The sequence below is a fragment of the Anabaena sp. PCC 7108 genome, assembly GCF_000332135.1.
In the GTDB taxonomy this organism is placed as follows: domain Bacteria; phylum Cyanobacteriota; class Cyanobacteriia; order Cyanobacteriales; family Nostocaceae; genus Anabaena.
In genome coordinates this window covers 1,361,015-1,381,319 of record NZ_KB235896.1, presented here as the reverse complement: position 1 = coordinate 1,381,319, position 20,305 = coordinate 1,361,015, and the positions used below count along the sequence as shown (strand labels likewise).

The window sequence follows — 20,305 nt, the reverse complement described above, 5'->3', positions numbered from 1 at the left end:
TTCTGGAGATGTCTACTGATTAACCTTGTAACCACCCTTCCAAATCTGCAAGAGTAGAAAAATCTAGCAAAGCCTCACCTAATGCTTCCACCTGTTCCACCGACAAAGTCTGAATCTGAGACAGAAGCGCATCAGGAATAGTACCTAATCGTCGGTTTAATTGCCGCAGGACAAGAGATCGCTCTCCTTTTACTATTCCTTCTTCCTTCGCGTCCCGAATAGCCCGTGGTTCTTCCAGATTCAGTCCTAACATTGCTGCAATCTCCTCTCGACTCAGGTTAGAAAACTTGTAGACGATAATCGTCGTTACTAAATCTATTATCGCTTGTTCCGATTGTTGCTGTGCAAGTTCAAGCAAAAACCGCGCTGATTCCACAGCTTCTTCTTCAGGAATCGTAGTCAGCAACATCAAACCTAAACCCAAAGGTTGTTGTCGCAAATCTCCCAACTCATCCAGATATACCCGTCGGACTTGACCATTTTCTAACAAACCCCTGTGAATCATTGAGTTGGAGGGTTCCATACTGCGAGAACCAAAAATTACCACTCCAAACCAGTCTTCATAACGAATAGAGTGACGATAGAGAAACAAAAACAACTCAGAAAAAAAGCGGTGATATAAGTCTTCATCCTTCTGAAACTGCACCTCAGCAAAAAATACTATTTTAGAAACTGCATTATCAGGTGGTAGAAACACACCATCAATCCGAAAAGCTGTTTCTTTCACCTCCACGGATTCAAATTGGTAGTCCTTTGCTTCTGGTGGTGGTTCGTCTATCAATTCAAACAATAAACCCGGAAATTGCTTGAATAGCTTATAAAATATAGTGTCACGTCGCATTTTTATTACACCACTGCGAGATAATTACCAGATTGTAAAGGCTGGAGATCCCATAGCGATAGCGTTCAGCGCTCCGCAGGAATCGCATCACCCCAAGTCCGCGATAAAATTTTCAAGCACCAGAAACCCACTGTATAATCATGCAAATCGACTGGAAAACCGTCAAAATCTACGAAGACATCATTTATCAAAAAAGCGACGGTATCGCTAAAATCACCATCAACCGTCCTCATAAACGTAATGCTTTCCGTCCTAAAACTGTATTTGAACTATACGAAGCCTTTTGGGATGCCCGTGAAGATACAAGTATTGGTGTAGTCCTATTTACGGGTGCTGGACCCCACACAGACGGTAAATACGCTTTCTGTTCAGGTGGTGATCAAAGTGTACGCGGACAAGCAGGTTATGTAGATGACGCAGGAATTCCCCGCTTAAACGTTTTGGATTTACAACGTCTGATTCGTTCTATGCCTAAAGTAGTTATTGCCTTAGTTGCTGGCTATGCTATTGGTGGCGGTCATGTTTTACATTTAATCTGTGACTTAACTATTGCTGCTGATAACGCCATTTTTGGACAAACAGGCCCCAAAGTTGGCAGTTTTGATGGTGGTTTTGGTGCAAGTTATTTAGCCCGAATCGTCGGACAAAAAAAAGCACGAGAAATATGGTTTTTGTGCCGTCAATATAATGCTGAACAAGCTTTAGAAATGGGTTTAGTTAATACCGTCGTTCCTGTAGAACAACTAGAAACCGAAGGTATACAATGGGCGCAAGAAATTTTAGAAAAAAGCCCCATTGCTATTCGTTGTCTCAAATCAGCATTTAACGCCGACTGTGACGGACAAGCTGGTTTACAAGAACTTGCCGGTAACGCTACCCTCCTCTATTACATGACAGAAGAAGGCGCAGAAGGAAAACAAGCATTTTTAGAAAAACGTCCGCCGAATTTTCGGGACTTTCCTTGGCTACCTTAGAAATTTCTAAACTCGCACCTTATAACAAGGTGCGAGATTTGTTGATATAAACTGTGATAGCAGCGGAATTTTAAAATCAAATATTATGTTACCTGAAAAAAAAATTTATTACAGTAAAGAACGATGGTTAAATGACTATTACCTTAGCTGTTACTTCCACAGGAGGAAGTTCAAGATTGTTTATATCTGAATTTTCTGAATTTAGGGTGTGAGAAGCAGATGCAAGTGGTTGTGCTACTGGTAAACTCCAAGCATCTTCTAAAGTTTCCCAGGAAGGCGCAAAAGCGGGTATAGCTAAAGGACAAGCTTTCCAACTGGCTTGTACTAGTGCGCCTAACTGTTGACACATTCCACCGCGACGACCTTCTGGCTGGTAATGACGGCAATATCGACAGGCAGATGTTAAACGTTTAATAGGTTTCATTTGGGTTCATCTTTAGTGTCATTTAGGGCTAACCTTCACACTTAATATTTTCCTTCTATTCCAAAACGGGGATCAAAGCCGACAAGTGATTATTTTATCTGGGTTCCAGCTATTTTTGTATGTAAATAAACTTTAGGATGTCTTTAGAATCTCGTTATATTTGTAAATGATTGTAGGAGTGTCTACATACAAACTTTAAACAAAAAATAATTGGGGATCAAGACTAAACATCTACTTTTACATTTAATCAATATTTTAAACTCACCCTTTAGGCAGACTGAAATTACTTTATGTAGCCTTAATTATTCCAATTATGCCGTGTTCTTGAATAGGGATAGCTGTTGCCAAATACTAAGTAGATACCCAAATACCAAGTAAATACTAAGTAAGTAGGCAAAAATAAACATAACTATGTGAATAAAAATGAATTATTCACGCCCACCTACTGATGAACTTATCCTAAAAGGTAAGTAGCCATCATGAACTGCGTACACCAGGAGGGATGAAAAACTTCTTATTCCCCTCCACGAAACAGCGGGGAGGGGTTAGGGGTGGGGTCTTATTTTCAAGTCAGGTGGGCAGAATAAAACCAAACTGTGTAAAGAAAAGTAAATAAGGCTAAAACTCTTTTTCCCCCTGCACCCTGCCCCCTGCCCCCTGCCCCCTGCCTTATCCCAACGACAATTTTTAACGCCAACCTACTTATCGGAAGACAGCTTGGCAGCACAAAGAGAACAAACACCCCAGCGTTGAAGTTCACCTGGTGGGGTAGGACATTGACAATGAGGACAAAAGGGTAAACCTTGCGATCGCTCTTGCCTAATCCTAGCCCAATCCTCAAAAGCAGCACTAGCATTGTTAACCGAGGATTTAACCCCAAAATTATCAATTCTTCCACCCAAATAACTGGGATGTTCTTGTGGTGTAACAGTCTGTGGTTTTGGCGTTATGGGCGATCGCTTCCACTCAGCCGTGGATAACCGTATATCTATCAAAGGCGTAGGTAGCTTTTGATTTAATTTCAAAAGTATGTTTCTGCGTCCAAAAGTCAAATTCTGCGCCCAAGCAGCGCTAGAAGTTGCTACCCACAAGACATCACGTTGGATTGATAAGGGACGAGTTTGGGCAGCAACCACAGTACCCACAACTTCCCCCCAACACTTGAGCAAAATTTGCAACGGTTGCTGTTGCCATTTGGCTTCTTGTTCCAGAATGCCTAAAATACTATTAACTGATTTCAACGACATTGTTTAACAGAGCAAAAATTTAGCTTAATTCTCAAATCAACTAAAATTCATCCAGCAGTCTTCATTTCAGGCACAGTGGCATGAGTCAAAATCCCATCATCGATTCCAACACCCATTCGTCTACAACACAAGGCTTAAAGCCTGTACTAGCTTTATCACTGGCTAGTTTAGAAGTGCAGCTAGATCAAGAGTTAATCAGATACCGACGCACACGCAATATATTAAGGCAGCCGCAACCACTTAGTACAGAAAGTTATAGCAATAACCAACCCCAAAAGTTACCAGGCATGACTGCGACAGTGGGAAACCCTCAGCCATCTGTGGACGAAGTCAACACTAACGCAATTTCTCCAGAAAAACCAACATTACCAATAGAAGATACCCCGGAGCTAAATCATCTCCAAATGTCCTCTGCATCTGCCAAAACCTCAAATCCATCCGCACCAAAATCTCTCAGCAGTAGTATGGTTACTACAAAAATTCAGGCTGCTGAAAGCGAAAATATCCTGCCTACAGAAGATCCTCCCACTCACCCAGATGACTATTTAGAATCTAGTGAAGCACTGCTGCGGAGTCTTAAAGAAAAACCCCCAGAACCAAAGAAATCTAGTTCTGGGAGTGACAGTTTGCTGTCACCTTTAGGTATTGTTTCGATGTTGCTGCTATTATTAGCCAGTCTGATGTTAGGCTATGTAGTCCTGAATCCCAAAACTTGGCCACAGTTGAATATAGGTAAATTTTTTCATACTAGTTCATTGCCATCTGCTCAAAACTCTCAAGAAATTAATAGTGACCAATCCGTAGCAGTTCCAGAAATCACTCCTATACCTAAATATCCCAATTTAGCTGCTCGTGAGTTTCCAGAGGTGAGAGATCCTAATGATGTTGTCGCTTTACAACCAAAAGTGCAATCAACTCCGGCAATCATACCTAAACCTATTGCTACCAAACCATCTCTAAAACCAGTTCCACCGCTCAGTGCAATTCCTCTTGTCACCCCAGCACCGGAGATTCAGAAACCGACAACCTTACCAGTTCCAAATGGAGAAATTAAACCATCAGCCGATGGATTCTATTATCTAGTAGTTGATAATAAAGGAGTTGGTGCTTTAGCTACGGCGCGGCAAGTTGTTCCAGATGCTTATTTATCTCCTAACCAAAAGTATATTTATCTTGGTGCTTTGAAAACCAAAGATGAAGTAAAACTGAGGTTACAGCAGCTACAGGCCAAGGGAATTCAAGCCCGCGTACAGCAATGACCAAAGAGGACGCGGAGAGTGGGAGACGCGGTGACGCGGAGAGATTATCCCCGTGTCCCCGTGTCCCTCTTTCTCCGTGTCTTCTTCAATGGAGGGAGCTTTCTAGCAGCTGGCACAAAGTGAATGGAGCAAAGCCAAAATGGAAGTGATGAAGCGTATCCTGCGGGTGATTCGTGCTAATTTCAATAGTCTGGTCAGCGGTGCAGAAGATCCAGAAAAAATTCTGGAGCAAACCTTTCTAAAGATGCAGGAAAATTTAGTGCAGTTAAGGCAAGGTGTAGCTGGTGCGATCGCTACCCAAAAACGCACTGAACGCCAAGCAACATCAGCCCAATCCCAAGCCGAAGAATGGTATCGTCGCGCTCAACTAGCACTGCAACAAGGTAGTGAACATCTAGCACGGGAAGCTCTCACCAAACGCCAAATTTACCAAGAAACGGCTACAGCCCTTTTTAATCAAATAGATCAGCAAAAAGATGTGGTGACGCAGCTAAAACAGCAAATGCGATCGCTCGAATTGAAAATTGCTGAGATCAAAACCAAAAAAGATATGTACATTGCTCGCGCTCGTTCTGCCGAAGCATCGTATAAACTACAGGAAATGCTTCAGGGAGTTTCTGCTACAACAAGTTTGAATGCATGGGAACGAATGGAAGAAAAAGTTTTACAGATGGAAGCGCAATCTCAAGCAATTTCTCAACTTAGTAGTGACGATCTGGAAACAAGATTTACTAAGTTGAAATCTATGAATAACATTGAGACTGAACTGGCAGCCATGAAAACTCAGATTTTAGGTGAGGTCAACAATACGGAAGCAGAAACCAGTCAGCTGTTGAAGCACCAGCAGGAGTTACCCAAAAGTTCAGAGTTGTAAATTTGGGAGTTAATGTGGCTGATCCACCGCATCATGATTCAGAATGGAGAGAGGATACCAAGCTAAACTGAAAAGATTAAATTGAAATAGGTAGCTATTAAACAGTAAAAAAGCTAATTGTCCAACAAAGCGCGTAAACCTCAAAAGGAAAAAAGTTATGGGATTATTTGATCGCCTTAAACGAGTAGTTGGTGCTAATGTTAACGATTTGATCAGCAAAGCCGAAGACCCAGAAAAAATGCTAGAACAAGCTCTCCTGGAAATGCAGGAAGACTTGGTACAGTTGCGTCAGGGCGTTGCTCAAGCGATCGCTGCTCAAAAACGCACTGAAAAACAGTATAATGATGGACTAAATGAAATCAATAAATGGCAACGCAACGCCCAACTAGCTCTCCAAAAAGGTGATGAAAATCTAGCACGCCAAGCTTTGGAGCGCAAAAAGACCTATACAGAAACTAGTACTGCTCTCAAAACCAGTCTTGATCAACAAGTTACTCAAGTAGATACCCTCAAACGCAATTTAATCCAGCTAGAGAGCAAAATTTCAGAAGCTAAGACCAAGAAAGAAATGCTCAAAGCCCGGATTACTACCGCCAAAGCCCAAGAGCAGCTTCAAAGCATGGTTAGTGGGATGAATACCAGCAGTGCCATGTCTGCTTTTGAGCGCATGGAAGAAAAAGTGATGATTCAGGAAGCCCGCGCCCAATCTATGGGAGAGTTGGCAAGTGCAGATTTAGAAAGCCAATTTGCTCGTTTAGAATCTGGTAGTGATGTGGATGATGAATTGGCAGCTTTAAAAGCATCCTTAGCACCTGCCCCTGAGCCAAAACTACTCACCCCAGAACAACCAAGTACGGCATCCCCAACACAACCAACAAGTCAATCTAAACCTATTGAACCAGTTGATGCTGAATTGGCAGAACTTAAGAAACAATTGGATAATATGTAAGCTTTGCAGAAACATCATTTGAGTGAATCCCACACCATTAGTTGTGGGATTTCAAATTGGTATTTAGATAAATCCAAAACATAAATTATCCAATTTCACCGCATCAAAACGACTTTTTTTCACCCGGCAAAATCATTCCCCTATCTTCAAAGCGATGGGATATTTGTTTTATTTGACAGTCTATCTATGCGTTCTGAGTCAGCATTTTATTCTCTGAGATGGCTCTATTTGCTGCTAATTTTGATGCAGTTCTGAGTCCACCAATTTTTCAGAGGGAACAGGAAGCAACTCTTAACAGAAAAAACTCATGTTTAAAAACATGAGATTGAAATAATGACACTGTTTTTTTCGTGTCACTCTCCTTGTAAAAACATCCTTTTTTTTGACAGAGCTTTAAACTCTTAAACTTTAGTTTTTTATTTGTTCCCTGTTCCCTGTTCACTGTTCACTGTTCACTGTTCCCTGTTCCCTTCTTTTGTAAGTACACAACGCAGTCAAATACCCATTAAAAATTCCTGAAAAGCTTGTTTAATCTAATTTTTTAAGTTGTAAGTTTTGATTTTTCATTTCGTCGCCGTGTACTAATCACTGACGTTAGTTAGTAGGAAACAACAATCCAGATGCTGATTTCTAACAACTTAGCACTCGGAACTCAGCACTTTTTAGGATAGAGTATTCTGTGTGTCAACTTTGATCAATGCCGCCTAATGGAGACTGTTATGAATAAAGGTGTAATCACTATCACTGATGCCGAATTTGAAACCGAAGTGTTGAAAGCCGAGCAGCCTGTATTAGTCTACTTTTGGGCTTCCTGGTGTGGTCCTTGTCAATTGATGTCACCAGTGATTAACTTAGCTGCTACTAAGTACAGCGAGCGCTTGAAAATCGTGAAAATGGAAATCGACCCTAATCCCCTAACTGTCAAACAGTTCCAGGTGGAAGGTGTCCCCGCTCTCAGACTAATGAAAGGAGATCAACTATTAGAATCAACTGAGGGAGTGATTAGTAAAGAGAAATTACTCAGTCTTCTAGATCAGCATTTAAATAGTAACTAGTAGACTACGGCATAAGTCAATCAACCATTAGAAATTAATGAAAAGCTGGTTTAATCTGCTTTTTTAATTTTTGATTTTTAATTTTTAATTCTGCCATGCTGTAGTAGTCATGAGTCAGTCGTGAATAGTATTTGACTACTGACTCATGACCAATGACCAATGACTAATGACTAAAATGAAATTTGCAAAACGCTTACAACCCTTACAATCTAATGTATTTGCTGATATGGACAGAGCCAAGGCTGTGGCTGTGGCTGCTGGAAAAGAATTAATTGATTTGTCTTTGGGATCTTCGGATTTACCAACTGAGAATCATGTGATTGAAGCGATCGCTAAATCTCTTAATGATCCCAGTACTCACGGCTATTTGCTGTTTCGTGGTACTCAAGAATTTCGCCAAGTCGCAGCCCAATGGTATGAACAAAAATTTGGTGTCCCAGTTGACCCAGAAACTGAGGTTTTACCCTTGATTGGTTCTCAGGAAGGAACAGCCCATTTACCTTTAGCAATTCTCAATCCTGGCGATTTTGCCCTATTATTAGATCCCGGTTATCCTTCTCATATGGGAGGAGTTTATTTAGCTAGTGGTCAAGTTTACACAATGCCACTAACAGCAGAAAATAATTTTTTACCAGTTTTTAGCGAGATTCCCCCTCATGTTTTGGCTCAGTCGCGGTTGATGGTGTTGAGTTATCCTCACAATCCTACCAGTGCGATCGCTCCTTTATCTTTTTTCCAAGAAGCTGTATCCTTCTGTCAACAACATAATATCGTCCTAGTTCACGATTTTCCCTACGTGGATTTAGTTTTCACAGAAGACGAAACCCCCAATCCAAAATCCAAAATCCAAAATCCAAAATCCCTAGTCCCTTCAATTTTGCAAGCTGACCCAGAAAAAAGTGTCTCAATTGAATTTTTTACCCTATCCAAGTCTTACAATATGGGTGGTTTCCGTATTGGTTATGCAATTGGTAATGCAGAACTAATTCAAGCTTTAAGACAAGTAAAAGCTGCCGTTGATTTTAATCAGTATTTAGGAATTTTGAATGGTGCGATCGCTGCACTCACAGGAAATCAAGAAAGTGTAAAAGCTGCTGTTGATACATTCCGTCAACGTCGAGATGCTTTCATTAATGCCTTACACCGCATTGGTTGGAAAGTCCCCACACCCGTAGCCACAATGTACATTTGGGCAAAATTACCTACACAATGGAGTAATAATTCAATTGGATTTTGTACAGAGTTAGTTGAAAAAACTGGTGTTGCGGTTTCCCCTGGTGCTGGTTTTGGGAAAGCTGGTGAAGGTTATGTTCGCTTTGCGTTGGTACAAGAACCAAAAGTGTTAGAAACTGCTGTCGAGAGAATGGCTGAATTTCTTAATTCAGCAGTGGTTCAGCTTTAGTACTGAGTGCAATTAATTTGACTTTTGTACTCAGTGAATACCTTGTAGGTTTGGTGAGACGCGGGGACACGGAGAATTTTTTTTGATAAGTGATTAGGCAGACATGATGTAAACCAACATTCAACATAAGTAGGTGGGCATTAAAAATTGTCGTTGGGGTAAGGCAGGGAGCAGGGAGCAGGGAGCAGGGAGCAGGGAGCAGGGAGCAGGGGGAAAGAGGGTTTCAGCCCTATTTACTTTTCTTCAAATACCTTTAAATTTTTCTGTTTACCTACTTAAAATATATAGCAACGGACAGGGCGGTTAGGACACCAATTAATTATAAAACCTAGACACGAAAAGACTTTTCAGACTGTCACCTGTTACCTGTCACCTGTCACCTGCTATATGTTCATAACTCAAATAGGATCACCATAGAGTCTACTACTAACGACTGTTCTACAAACCCACATTCCGCGTAATTGGCTCATTTAAGTAATTAAACGTAGAAATAGCTAGAAATATTCTTCATCTTTTTATTAAAAAAATACACTACCTTTATCAAATAAACTGCTATATCTTCGTAAGATAGACTTGTGTGTTCAACCACTAAATCGGGAATAACAGTAATATTTTATTCCGCTCCTATTAATAAAACACTGATAAATGTGATTTGTTAACTCGGCTCAAACCTAGATACAGTATTAAACACAACTCTAAAAAAATGAAAAACACTTTTGGTAAATTGTTAGTTAGTGCGTCAATGGCTATTGGTTTCGGTGCAGTTGCAGCTAACCCAGCACAAGCTGTATCTTTTAGTTACAACAACCCCAGTCAAATTAAAACCTACACTGGTGGGTCAGATGGAGTTTTTATTGCCAATGATACCAACAAAGCTACCAAAGCTCTAACTGATGGGGATGTCACCTCCAACGTCGAGCTTTGGTATTCTGACGAAAACCCAACTGCTAACGTTGGCTTTACCGCTACACAAGGAGCATATAGTGCTACAGTCAGCAGTGTTACAGCTACTGATTGGAATACTTTTGGTTCTCAATGGCTAAATGATTTACTAAGTACATATACACCATTTCAGTCCGTATGGAATAGTTTTTCAGCAAATACCAAAACATTAGTTACAGGTTATTTTCCTACATTAGGCATGGGAGATCCTAACATTGGTAATTTCGCATTCGGTCAAAATGGCGGTGTGGAACTGAAATTAGTTGGTCACTTGGATGTGAAGGAAAAACTTAAGACTACAGTTTCTAGTCAAATGAATACTGCGTGGAATGCTGGAGTGAAAACACTTTTCCCCACAGGAACAACCTTAAGTTCATTAACCATTACAGCCATTGACGCAAAGATTACATCACTGCAAACACAGGTTAATTTAGCTACAGGTGCTACAAAAGCTGCCTTGCAATTACAGTTAGATGGACTGAAGACGTTTAAAGATGTATTTAACTTACAAACTACCTTAAACGGATATGAAGGACCACTGCAAGCGAGTGAAATTGCTAAGGTTGTAACTGGTGGTCAAACTCACTATGCTTACAGTTTTAACCCGACTGCATCTGGAATTACAGCCTCTGATGACGGCGTATCTTACAATGCAATTTATACCTGGAATACACCTGGATATAAAGCCACACCAGAACCTTCTGCTATTTTTGGTATTCTTGGTGTCGCTGGTATCTTTGTTGCAAAACGCAAGTTTAAAAAAGTATCTGCTTAATTACGACTGATTTCTGATCAGCAAGTAGGCGTTTAGCAATGCTCATTGGTGTTAACTTAACATGAAAGCCGTTTGAGCTTAAGTTGATACTTATGAGTAATGCGCTTTACCCCTACAAATTTTGGCGTTGCTGAATAAGGGGATGATTGAGACTGACGCGGTGATTATATATTGATGCGGATTCTTAAATCATCCCGCAATTATGCAACGCCCAAATTTTATGTACAAACAATTCTTTGACGTTCTACATTGGGTTAGCCAATTTCCCAGAAATATTTCTTAAAATAGAGTTGGGGTATATTTGTAAAATTACCTAACTTTAGCCGTGACTCTATCTGCTCAAACACTACCATTAGTTAAAAATCCCGAAAGACTGGAAAACCGTCTTGGGGAAATTCCCCCAGAACCGGGGGTGTATTTGATGCGGGATGGGAGCGATCGCATAATCTATATAGGTAAATCTCGTAAATTGCGATCGCGTGTTCGTTCCTATTTCCGTGACTCCACTAACAAGACGGAACGCATCAACACAATGGTGAAGCTGGTGACAGAGATTGAATTTATCGTCACCGACACCGAAGTGGAAGCTTTAGCACTGGAAGCAAATTTAATTAAACAACACCAGCCATATTTTAACGTCCTACTCAAAGATGATAAAAAATATCCCTATCTCTGCATTACTTGGTCAGAAGAATATCCGCGTATTTTCATCACCCGTAAACGTCAATTAGGTAAAGCCAAAGATAAATATTACGGACCTTATACAGATTCTGGTTTATTACGTGAAGTTGTCCATTTATGTAAACGTATATTTCCCCTCAGACAAAGACCTCAACCCCTATTTAAAGACCGTCCTTGTTTAAATTATGATATTGGTCGCTGTCCTGGTGTCTGTCAAAAATTAGTTTCTCCCGCAGAATATGGAAAAATTGTCCAAAAAGTGGCGATGGTTTTTCAAGGAAGAACTCAGGAACTAATTGATATTTTGACAGCACAAATGGAAACTGCTGCGGAAGAATTGAATTTTGAAAATGCAGCCCGAATTCGTGATCAAATTACTGGTTTAAAATCTCTAAATGCACAGCAAAAAGTTTCTTTACCAGATGATACTGTATCACGGGATGCGGTGGCGTTAGCTACAGATGACCAACACGCCCATATTCAATTATTCCAAATTCGTGCAGGTCAGTTAGTTGGACGTTTAGCATTTATGGCTGATGCTCATCCTGAACCTGGAGCTATTTTACAACGAGTTTTAGAAGAACATTACCAAACTGCGGAAAGTGTAGAAATTCCTAGCGAAATTTTGGTACAACATGATTTACCAGATGGGGAAATTTTGGCAGATGTTTTGACTGAACGCAAAGGTAGAAAAGTGACAATTTTAGCTCCTTTGCGGCAAACTAAGGCAGAATTAATAGAGATGGTGGAAAAAAACGCCCAATATGAATTACAAAGAAGCCAAAAATTGGGTGCAATTAATCAACAATCTCTAGAAGATTTAGCTGCTATTCTTGATTTACCAGATTTACCTCATCGTATTGAAGGTTATGATATTTCTCATATTCAAGGTTCTAATGCGGTAGCTTCTCAAGTTGTGTTTATTGATGGTTTACCGGCTAAACAATATTACCGTCATTACAAAATCAAAAATCCCGATATTACTATCGGACATTCAGATGATTTTGCGAGTTTAGCGGAAGTTATTAATAGACGTTTTCGTAAATATATTGAAAATCCTCAATTATCACGAGTGGGGAATGCTGACTGGCCTGATTTAATTATGATTGATGGCGGTAAAGGTCAGTTATCTGCGGTGGTTGGTATTTTGCAAGAAATGAATTTATTAGCAGATTTGCGAGTTGTGAGTTTGGCGAAAAAACGAGAAGAAATCTTTTTACCAGACTCATCGTTACCTTTGAAAACAGAAGCAGAACAACCAGGAGTACAGTTATTGCGAAGGTTGCGAGATGAAGCCCATAGATTTGCTGTGAGTTTTCATCGTCAGCAAAGAAGTGATAAATTAAAGCGATCGCATTTAGATGAAATTCCCGGTTTAGGAAATCATCGTCAAAAGTTGCTTTTAGCCCATTTTCGCTCTGTTGATTATATCCGTCAAGCGACACCTACACAACTCGCTGAAGTATCGGGAATTGGAACACGTTTAGCACAGGAGATTTATGATTATTTTCATCCAAATTGAGGAATTTAACTTTATTTCTACTTTAATCATCAATCATTAATCTACCTAATATTTCATTCCATTTTTGTTTGTGGATTTTTTGAAGTTCAGTATCTAATTCAATTAATTTAGAATAAAGCTCAATAAAATCAGTAATAGACATAATTAACCTTAAATAATATTTAATTGTGGGGATAATTCCATTAACAATTACTTGACATCCATGTTCTAATGCGATTTTGTTAATAACTTCATTAATTTGAGCAGCTTCTGATTGTTTAACATCTTTTGAAGCAAAAATATAATATCTGCCAGGATTATATTTCAGAATTTTCTCTTTAGCACGATAAACAATTTGCAGAGTTATTTCTTGTCCATGTTTTATTTCTACAGCTTCAACAAGATGATTATTTTCATCAAAAATTTCAATATCTCCAGCAGTCTCAGAAGTTCTGTCTGAAGCTGTATGACTACCTAATTTTCCAAGTGTGCATGAATTATACCTAGAAATTTCTCTCACTAAAATTTGATAAATAGCATAGAAGGCAATAACAGGTAATTTTGAGCCACCCTTAGTTCTATAGTTATCATTAAAATGATCTTCTAACGCATCGACTAAACTTTTTATATCTAACTTTTCAGGATTGGTTAATTTAATAATTTCAACTAAGTTAGCATCCTTAGCTGATTGGATAAATTTTAGGAGTAGTTTTAATACATCTTCTGATTGTTCAGGATGGGTTTGTACAAAATCAATAATGTTTAAAATGCCGTTTTCAGAGGTTTAGGACTTATGTTTCCGTTATAATCTAACGTATAAGGATAAGGTTGTTCAAAAGAACGAGTTAACCAACCACTTTCCGCCATTGCAGGTAAACCTAACTCTGTTAATGTAGGAGTTATATATTTATAGTCTATATTTCTCCCTGAAAACCCACCTGGCATTTCAGCTTGATGATATCTAATATCCTGAGATGGATATAGAATTTTATGTACTAAAAGAGTGATTAGTACCGTATAAACTGCTTTTCTTGCAAAGCATTTTTTGGCAATTTCAATAACATAATCTTGATATTCCTGTAGAATTTTAACTTGTGTAATATCAAATTCTGGTAATTCATTATAAATTTGCAACAATTTTTCTTTATGATTCATATTGTTAAACACTAGACTTTATAATGAAATGTGTGATTGTAGATGATATTCAGCCTTGAAATTGATTATTTCAGGTTGCATTTTTATATCAGAAAAAACCTGTTCTTTGATTTGATTAGCAAGTTCATACATAACTGGTATAGATACAGAATTACCTATTTGTTTATAACATTCTGCTAAATTATTGTGGGTTTTGAAATTATCAGGAAAACCCATAATTCCATAACACTCCCGCAGCGTTAATTTACGAACTGCATTTTCTTCTGGTATATAAATAAAAAATCTACCTGAAGTTTCTTGAGAAGGTATTGTTGGATGTACCCCTTCTATAGAATAGATTCTATTAGGCTGGTGATGAACCCTTGATAAATGTTCTGTATTTGGCCTCACACCTGTTTTCCAAATACTTTTATTACGATATCCTACAAAAATCAATCCAGATGGTTGTTGTTTTGGATTATCTATCATTGTGTATTCTTGAGGGTTTAAATATTCAAATTCTCCAGAACTACACAAAAATTCTCTTAGCTTGGGAAATGGATAAGTTTTCTTCAGAAGCCCAAAATCAAATTTTTTGTCTTTTGTGGCAACAAAGACTACTCTTTCTCTATTTTGTGGTAAACCAAAATCCTTAGAGTTAAGGATATCGTAGTTAACTACATAACCTATATCTTCCAAAGAATATAATATTACTTCTAATGTTTTACCTTGATCATGATGCAATATATGCTTAACATTTTCTAGTATAATTACAGGAGGTTTGATATATTCAATGATTTCACATATATGAAAAAATAAAGTTCCTCTAGTATCATGAAAGCCTTTTTTTCTGCCACAAATACTAAAAGGTTGACAAGGAAAACCAGCCGTTAAAACATCGAAATAAGGTAAATTTTTAAAATCAATTTTTCTGATATCGTCTTCAGGTATTTCTCCAAAATTATTAAAATAGACTTTTTGGCAAGCTTCATTAATCTCACATGAATATACACAGTCATACCCGGCTTTTTCAAAACCTAATCTAAAACCTCCAATACCTGCAAAGAGATCAGCAAATTTGAGTTTAAATTTTTCCATAAAAAATTAGTCAAAATACTATTTGATACCAAATCAAGAGGTTTTATATTATGGCAAACTTTAGGCAATCATCGTCAAAAGTTGCTTTTAGCTCATTTTCGTTCTGTTGATTATATCCGTCAAGCGACACCTACACAACTCGCTTAAGTATCGGGAATTGGAACACGTTTAGCACAGGAGATTTATGATTATTTCCATCCAAATTGAGGAATATAAATTTATTTTTACTCTAATCATTAATCATTAATCTACCTAATATTTCATTCCATTTTTGTTTGTGAATTTTTTGAAGTTCAGTATTTGAATTGGTGAGTTTTAGATGCTAAAGAGATAGTGCCAAGCTTCTCTAAATACAGGTGTTCCATCAGAAAATTTGGGTGTTGGTCTGTCTGTAGCAACACTACCGTGATACTTATCTGGTCGATCAGGTTTTATGTCTGTAATTAAGCAATGAGAATGATGATAAGGTGACTGCTGTTCATCCACATTTATAATAGAACCATAGGCTGTCATTCCCAATAACTTCCACGCCTTTTGAATCCGATCATACCCTTCATCTTTTATATGAGCAAAGCCATAATAGCGTTCTGATGGTGTTTGTCCAGGAACCGATAGCCACGGTGCAGATTCGCCTAGCACCCAACTAAAATCAGCTGGAGCGGCTAACATCACCACTCGTGCGACACAATGTTGTTTCCCCAGTAACGCTGCATGACCTCCTCCTTGAGAATGGCCTGTGACGATAATCTGATCCCACTTAGGAATATTCCCATGTAAATACTGGCTCCATTTTTGGTGTGGATATTTGAGGTCTAAGTATGCCAACAACTTAACTAACCGATTTTCGATTGAGTTAGGCCGACCAACTTCTAGAACATCACAACAACCTCGACCAGAGATAATTTCTAACCGGACTTTCTCTAAGCAGTCTGGATCTGAGTGATGCCGACATAGACTACCAACTGTCCAGGAGTTGGGGTAGCTCAAATTGATGGTGTGATAGCCAAGGCGAGCCAATTCCCGAATAATTAGCTGCTGCCGCATTCCTTTCCCAAAAGAACCGGGAAAGAAAACAGCCAGCTTATTGCGAAGAGTAACAGACTGATCAAGCACAACATAATGCGGTTCCAACCAATCATCTATCGCTATATCTGTATCTTGGGGAAGGACTTCGTCCATTTGGATAGACTGATTTCCAACCGCATTTGGAGAAGATTCCTTCTCTAAACCCAACATCTCATTAACAATGGCACGCCAGCGCTTCTTTCTTCCACCAGGAAATTGTTCCATAAAAACCTCTAAGAAATACCTTGCCAGACTTCGAGTCCGCCATCTGGATTATCAACATAACTCCACTCCCACTCTTTTTTGCTCGTTTTTATAGCAGCACGAGGACCAAATGGGTTAGCTGTGCCAATAAAAAGACCATGAGGTGTAGAAACAATGTTGCGAATCCCATAGTTATAAGGATTTTTAAAGCCATTGAGAGTGACAGGAAGCCAATTCTCTCCATCATAAGTCCGCCAGAGAGAAGCTCCTCCATTATTCTTAATAAACTCTTCCACTCCCAAGGCCGCAATCATTCGAGCAACCTTTACTGGTTTTTCTTCTAGCTTGACGTATCGTAAAATCAGACTCCAGTCCATTGTACCTGCATAAAGCCAGCCTTGGTGAATTCCCATTCTCCACAGGTAGCCGCAGAAGTAGTTATTAAACCCAGGACCCAGCCCACTTAAGGGTTTTTTACCGTTCCTAGCACTACCAACGATAATATCCCAAGAACCATCAGGGTGCAGTCGGATAATTTCCGAGGCAGCTGGTCCTATTTTATTACGATGATCATATCCACCATTCTGAATTCCTGTTCCAATATAAAGAGCGCCTTTAAAGGAAATCATACTAGCAGATCCCTGGTTTAGGCCACCACGTTCAGCACCATTAGTAATTACTTGTTCCCAATGATAAGGTGGAACTCCTTCTGCATCTGTGCGCCAAATTTGAAATCCACTTAAGCCAGCAGTGCCAACATACAGATATTCGCCCAAAACAGCCATTTCATAAATGGTCATCACATCTGGTAACTCTCCAAACCCAGGCTCATTCACACAGCGCCAGTTTCCCGTTGCTGGGTCGTCGCTCTCATAAACCAGGGAAAGACCAGAAGCATTGACATTTCCCTTGGCAGCACCAACGGGGGCTGTATATAGCTTACCCTTGAAGGAAACTAGTACACGTATAGCCGTTACTGTTATCTCCCTTCCTTGAGTCGTAAAACGAGGTTTGGGCGTAGTTATAAATGTCTGACCATCTTCACTACACAAAATGTCAGGACCTGATCCTCGAGAACGTGACCAGGTTGATACATAGAGAGCTGGCGCGGAATTTGATTTCCCCTGAAATACTGTCATTCCTCGATAACCTAAGTCCCGGCTAAACTCAACACCTTCATCATCTGTCATGAAAGGAGACTGATAAACCCGATTCCATTGGTCTAATAAAGGGTTAAAGCGCCATATCTCACCCCGCGCACATTTATGCTCGAATTCTGGTGTGTAGTTGAGGTGAGGGCATTCAACAGGCCAATGATCCATTGTGACAAATGGCATGGCAAACTTGAGAAGACACAAATTAGCACGAGAAGTACCAACATAAAGATGATTATTAAACCAGGCCATTGAATAGGCATACCCGTTGTAGCGATCGCCAAAGCCGTTCTCACAAACTTTACGGAAGTGATTCCTACGGAGACCTGGATGTGGTTCTGGGTTGTAAACACGCATTGTGACTCCTTTTAGCGTTCTACTTTTATAAAGGGAATGCTGAAAACCCTTCATCGTCTAGGTTTGACTTGGCTTGTCTGTCCCTAAAGATAAAAACTTTTGAACTGATGTTATAAATTTTTGAGGATGGGATACAGGAAAGAAATGTCCAGCCTCATCAACTATTTCCAGGTGCAAATGAGGCCAAAGTTTTTGAAGTCCATGGGCTGTTTGTAAGGTAGAAGAATTCTCTCCATAGATAGCTAAAGTTGGTAGTTTGACTAGCTGTAATTGATCGATTATCAGACTTTCCGATTTGATCAAGTCTTCCCAAGCAGTGGTAGTTTCTAGCAGTTTCAACCACTGAGAAGCAGTGCGCGTGCTATTTCCTAAGGGGAATAAGCTAGATAATAGCTGGTTTTCAGGAATATGTTGTCCACGAGGTGTCCGCAACTGTAATTTAGCAATCTCTGTTAGAATCCTATAGCCTGCTTCTGGTTCATTTTCATCCAAATCTATACCTGCCGCCCTTAACGCAGGTTGTAAGATAGACCAACGAGGCCAGTTACAAGGCATTTGCAAAGGCTGAAATAACTTTGATCGCACATCTGCCAAAATAATGCGATCTGCATAATTGGGGTACTCTGCCAGAAAGTGTAGAAGAACTGTGCCGCCAAAGCTATGTCCCACTAAGCTTGCAGTCTTAATATTGAGATGATCCATCAAGTCCTTAAGATCATCTGCTAGTTGCTTGGGAGTATAGTTACTCTTGGGCATAGAACTCTTACCATGCCCGCGCAGATCAAATAGAGTGACTCGATGGGTGTTAGTAAAAGCATGGGCTAAGTGATACCAAAATGCTAAATTCGTGGCTAACCCATGCACCATAATCAGGTTGTTTTCAGAGCTATTTAACTCTAAGCTCCTACCTTGTTGTTCTAATTGCAGGTAGTGACAATCAAAGTCATTCAAATTTGCAACTGGCAATCGTTACTCCTTATAACCAAATGATGCTGCTATATCCCAAGTGATGTCTCCAAGGAAGTCAATATTATGAAATTGTTTCCATCTATAAGCTGCATTAGGCTCAATTCTCTGGTGAAGATGGAATTTTAAATCTCCACTAAATCTTGATACCAACTCCACTCCATCTGTCATTCGCTGTTCCTTCTCTTTGTAAGGATTTAGCATATCCGTATTAAAATCTATATTGAGGAAATTACAGATTTGTTGGACTGTGATCTCTGGTGTATCCACCAAATCTTCAAACCTAATACGAAGTTGACGGTGCTGAGGAATTCCTTCTAAAAACTTTAAGACATTTTGCTGGGAAACTAACCAGAGCAATTCTCCCAGTTGTTGTCTAGTGAAAGAGCTTTCCCTCATAAACAAAACTAGTTGATCCAACTTGGCATCCTCAAAGGATCTAATCATGCCATAGGGATGTCTGACTAGATGAATGTAAAGTGGCTCAGAAAATTGGTTCTCAGCACGGTTTAGAAAATCCAGATGAAAAGGATAAGTTGGAGTTTTGTCAACAAGTATTCTATCACCTATCCATTCCTGTAGTACTCCGTAGAAAGATTTGCTCGGAAGATTCTGCTCTTCATAAGCTTCCATCAACTTCCGCGCTTCTTCTGCATTACAGTTTTTGATCTGCATAATTGCTCGGATAGTGCCTTCTAGCAAATGACTATTAAGTTTATTGGCCAGAGCAGCTTTTCTTTGATCAAGTGTATTGTAATCAAGCAAGTGCAATTCTGGTGGAGCAAATAGTTGTGGATGACCTGCCAAAATAATACGAAGTAATGTTGAACCAGAGCGAGGAGATGAAAGAACGAAAACTGCTTTTTTGTTCTTGGGAGTATCTTCTCCCTCCCATCTCTTTGGTATGGGAATGTGTTGTCTAAACTGCTCTAATTTAGTTTTATCAATGCGTTCATTAGCAATTGGTTTACTTTCTACAGCAATAGATGATTGTGATAGATTAATTGGTTGATCGAAGACTTGATCTGAATTGAGCCTGCTTTCGATAAAAGTAGTCAACTGAGCAACGCTTAATTCATCTATGTACTTGTCATTAGGCATAAGTAGATCGTGAAAGCCTAACTTCTTGCCAATTTTCTCCTCAATCGTCACAATAAGTTGGATGAAATCAATAGAAGCGAAGTTAAGATCCTGGATTAATAAGGTATCTGGGCTGATTGGTTCATCTAATTCTCCATCCCAAGACTGGACAGTTGTTTCTATAATATCTACAACTACGTGTTGGACTTGTATTGCTGTGAGTTGCATGAAACTTCCCTTTACACTGATCACTAGGCTATTGTAAACACTGTTTGAAGTACCCGACGACGCTGATGCTTTGCATACAGCAGGGGTGTTCAGTC

At 39.4% G+C, this 20,305-nt stretch carries 18 protein-coding genes; 8 read left to right on the top strand and 10 right to left on the bottom strand.

Going from position 1 to position 20,305, the window contains the following annotated elements:
• Positions 1-19 precede the first annotated feature (19 nt).
• Entirely contained in the window at positions 20-841 is an 822-nt protein-coding gene (locus ANA7108_RS0106955) for an Rpn family recombination-promoting nuclease/putative transposase (RefSeq protein ID WP_016950050.1), read from the bottom strand.
• Positions 842-981: 140 nt separating this feature from the next.
• On the opposite strand from ANA7108_RS0106955, the gene menB reads away from it, so the two are divergent.
• On the top strand, positions 982-1,815 hold the full coding sequence (gene menB / locus ANA7108_RS0106950; protein ID WP_016950049.1) for a 1,4-dihydroxy-2-naphthoyl-CoA synthase: 834 nt from the start codon (positions 982-984) through the stop codon (positions 1,813-1,815).
• 127 nt (positions 1,816-1,942) lie between these two features.
• Here the strand turns inward: menB and ANA7108_RS0106945 are convergent, their stop codons facing one another.
• Together ANA7108_RS0106945 and ANA7108_RS0106940 are read right to left on the bottom strand one after the other, a co-directional pair.
• Positions 1,943-2,239: a hypothetical protein gene (locus tag ANA7108_RS0106945; RefSeq protein WP_016950048.1), complete on the bottom strand. Its 297-nt coding sequence runs from the start codon at positions 2,237-2,239 to the stop codon at positions 1,943-1,945.
• Between the two features lie 698 nt (positions 2,240-2,937).
• Positions 2,938-3,486, bottom strand: a complete 549-nt coding sequence (locus tag ANA7108_RS0106940; RefSeq protein ID WP_016950047.1) for a DUF721 domain-containing protein — start codon at positions 3,484-3,486, stop codon at positions 2,938-2,940.
• Positions 3,487-3,566: 80 nt separating this feature from the next.
• On the opposite strand from ANA7108_RS0106940, the gene ANA7108_RS0106935 reads away from it, so the two are divergent.
• From ANA7108_RS0106935 to uvrC, 7 genes are all read left to right on the top strand, one after another.
• Positions 3,567-4,745: a hypothetical protein gene (locus tag ANA7108_RS0106935; protein ID WP_016950046.1), complete on the top strand. Its 1,179-nt coding sequence runs from the start codon at positions 3,567-3,569 to the stop codon at positions 4,743-4,745.
• A gap of 139 nt (positions 4,746-4,884) precedes the next feature.
• The gene (locus ANA7108_RS0106925; protein WP_016950044.1) at positions 4,885-5,619 is read left to right on the top strand and encodes a PspA/IM30 family protein; all 735 of its coding nucleotides are present in this window, start codon (positions 4,885-4,887) and stop codon (positions 5,617-5,619) included.
• A 157-nt stretch (positions 5,620-5,776) separates the two neighbouring features.
• The gene (locus ANA7108_RS0106920; RefSeq protein ID WP_016950043.1) at positions 5,777-6,568 is read left to right on the top strand and encodes a PspA/IM30 family protein; all 792 of its coding nucleotides are present in this window, start codon (positions 5,777-5,779) and stop codon (positions 6,566-6,568) included.
• Positions 6,569-7,287: 719 nt separating this feature from the next.
• Positions 7,288-7,623, top strand: coding sequence for a co-chaperone YbbN (locus ANA7108_RS0106915; RefSeq protein WP_016950042.1), 336 nt, complete (start codon positions 7,288-7,290; stop codon positions 7,621-7,623).
• 166 nt (positions 7,624-7,789) lie between these two features.
• Positions 7,790-9,025, top strand: a complete 1,236-nt coding sequence (locus ANA7108_RS0106910) for an LL-diaminopimelate aminotransferase (RefSeq protein WP_016950041.1) — start codon at positions 7,790-7,792, stop codon at positions 9,023-9,025.
• Between the two features lie 703 nt (positions 9,026-9,728).
• Positions 9,729-10,742 carry an NF038130 family PEP-CTERM protein gene (locus tag ANA7108_RS30460; protein ID WP_016950039.1) on the top strand — a complete coding sequence of 338 codons (1,014 nt, stop codon included), beginning with the start codon at positions 9,729-9,731 and terminating at the stop codon, positions 10,740-10,742.
• Between the two features lie 325 nt (positions 10,743-11,067).
• Positions 11,068-12,945: an excinuclease ABC subunit UvrC gene (gene uvrC / locus ANA7108_RS0106895; protein ID WP_016950038.1), complete on the top strand. Its 1,878-nt coding sequence runs from the start codon at positions 11,068-11,070 to the stop codon at positions 12,943-12,945.
• A 22-nt stretch (positions 12,946-12,967) separates the two neighbouring features.
• Here uvrC and ANA7108_RS30880 read toward each other — a convergent pair whose 3' ends face one another.
• From ANA7108_RS30880 to ANA7108_RS0106870, 7 genes are all read right to left on the bottom strand, one after another.
• Positions 12,968-13,444, bottom strand: coding sequence for a hypothetical protein (locus ANA7108_RS30880; RefSeq protein WP_237741494.1), 477 nt, complete (start codon positions 13,442-13,444; stop codon positions 12,968-12,970).
• Positions 13,445-13,686: 242 nt separating this feature from the next.
• On the bottom strand, positions 13,687-14,079 hold the full coding sequence (locus ANA7108_RS30875) for a hypothetical protein (RefSeq protein ID WP_237741493.1): 393 nt from the start codon (positions 14,077-14,079) through the stop codon (positions 13,687-13,689).
• 18 nt (positions 14,080-14,097) lie between these two features.
• Positions 14,098-15,156 carry a DNA cytosine methyltransferase gene (locus ANA7108_RS30870; protein WP_237741492.1) on the bottom strand — a complete coding sequence of 353 codons (1,059 nt, stop codon included), beginning with the start codon at positions 15,154-15,156 and terminating at the stop codon, positions 14,098-14,100.
• Between the two features lie 315 nt (positions 15,157-15,471).
• Complete coding sequence (locus tag ANA7108_RS28135; protein WP_016950037.1) at positions 15,472-16,446, bottom strand: hypothetical protein; 975 nt, start codon at positions 16,444-16,446, stop codon at positions 15,472-15,474.
• 8 nt (positions 16,447-16,454) lie between these two features.
• Positions 16,455-17,936 carry a hypothetical protein gene (locus tag ANA7108_RS0106880; protein WP_016950036.1) on the bottom strand — a complete coding sequence of 494 codons (1,482 nt, stop codon included), beginning with the start codon at positions 17,934-17,936 and terminating at the stop codon, positions 16,455-16,457.
• 57 nt (positions 17,937-17,993) lie between these two features.
• Positions 17,994-18,902 carry an alpha/beta fold hydrolase gene (locus tag ANA7108_RS26985; protein WP_016950035.1) on the bottom strand — a complete coding sequence of 303 codons (909 nt, stop codon included), beginning with the start codon at positions 18,900-18,902 and terminating at the stop codon, positions 17,994-17,996.
• 3 nt (positions 18,903-18,905) lie between these two features.
• A complete protein-coding gene (locus ANA7108_RS0106870; protein WP_016950034.1) occupies positions 18,906-20,210 on the bottom strand; it encodes a sulfotransferase in 1,305 nt (434 codons plus the stop codon).
• Between the last annotated feature and the right edge of the window lie 95 nt (positions 20,211-20,305).

Coding starts and splice junctions, on each gene's coding strand:
- ANA7108_RS0106945 (WP_016950048.1), bottom strand. CDS start 2,239: ATGAAACCTATTAAACGTTTAACATCTGCCTGTCGATATTGCCGTCAT.
- ANA7108_RS0106910 (WP_016950041.1), top strand. CDS start 7,790: ATGACTAAAATGAAATTTGCAAAACGCTTACAACCCTTACAATCTAAT.
- ANA7108_RS0106870 (WP_016950034.1), bottom strand. CDS start 20,210: ATGCAACTCACAGCAATACAAGTCCAACACGTAGTTGTAGATATTATA.
- ANA7108_RS0106920 (WP_016950043.1), top strand. CDS start 5,777: ATGGGATTATTTGATCGCCTTAAACGAGTAGTTGGTGCTAATGTTAAC.
- ANA7108_RS0106935 (WP_016950046.1), top strand. CDS start 3,567: ATGAGTCAAAATCCCATCATCGATTCCAACACCCATTCGTCTACAACA.
- ANA7108_RS30460 (WP_016950039.1), top strand. CDS start 9,729: ATGAAAAACACTTTTGGTAAATTGTTAGTTAGTGCGTCAATGGCTATT.
- ANA7108_RS0106925 (WP_016950044.1), top strand. CDS start 4,885: ATGGAAGTGATGAAGCGTATCCTGCGGGTGATTCGTGCTAATTTCAAT.
- ANA7108_RS0106880 (WP_016950036.1), bottom strand. CDS start 17,936: ATGCGTGTTTACAACCCAGAACCACATCCAGGTCTCCGTAGGAATCAC.
- ANA7108_RS30870 (WP_237741492.1), bottom strand. CDS start 15,156: ATGGAAAAATTTAAACTCAAATTTGCTGATCTCTTTGCAGGTATTGGA.
- ANA7108_RS28135 (WP_016950037.1), bottom strand. CDS start 16,446: ATGGAACAATTTCCTGGTGGAAGAAAGAAGCGCTGGCGTGCCATTGTT.
- ANA7108_RS0106955 (WP_016950050.1), bottom strand. CDS start 841: ATGCGACGTGACACTATATTTTATAAGCTATTCAAGCAATTTCCGGGT.
- ANA7108_RS30875 (WP_237741493.1), bottom strand. CDS start 14,079: ATGAATCATAAAGAAAAATTGTTGCAAATTTATAATGAATTACCAGAA.
- menB (WP_016950049.1), top strand. CDS start 982: ATGCAAATCGACTGGAAAACCGTCAAAATCTACGAAGACATCATTTAT.
- ANA7108_RS0106915 (WP_016950042.1), top strand. CDS start 7,288: ATGAATAAAGGTGTAATCACTATCACTGATGCCGAATTTGAAACCGAA.
- ANA7108_RS0106940 (WP_016950047.1), bottom strand. CDS start 3,486: ATGTCGTTGAAATCAGTTAATAGTATTTTAGGCATTCTGGAACAAGAA.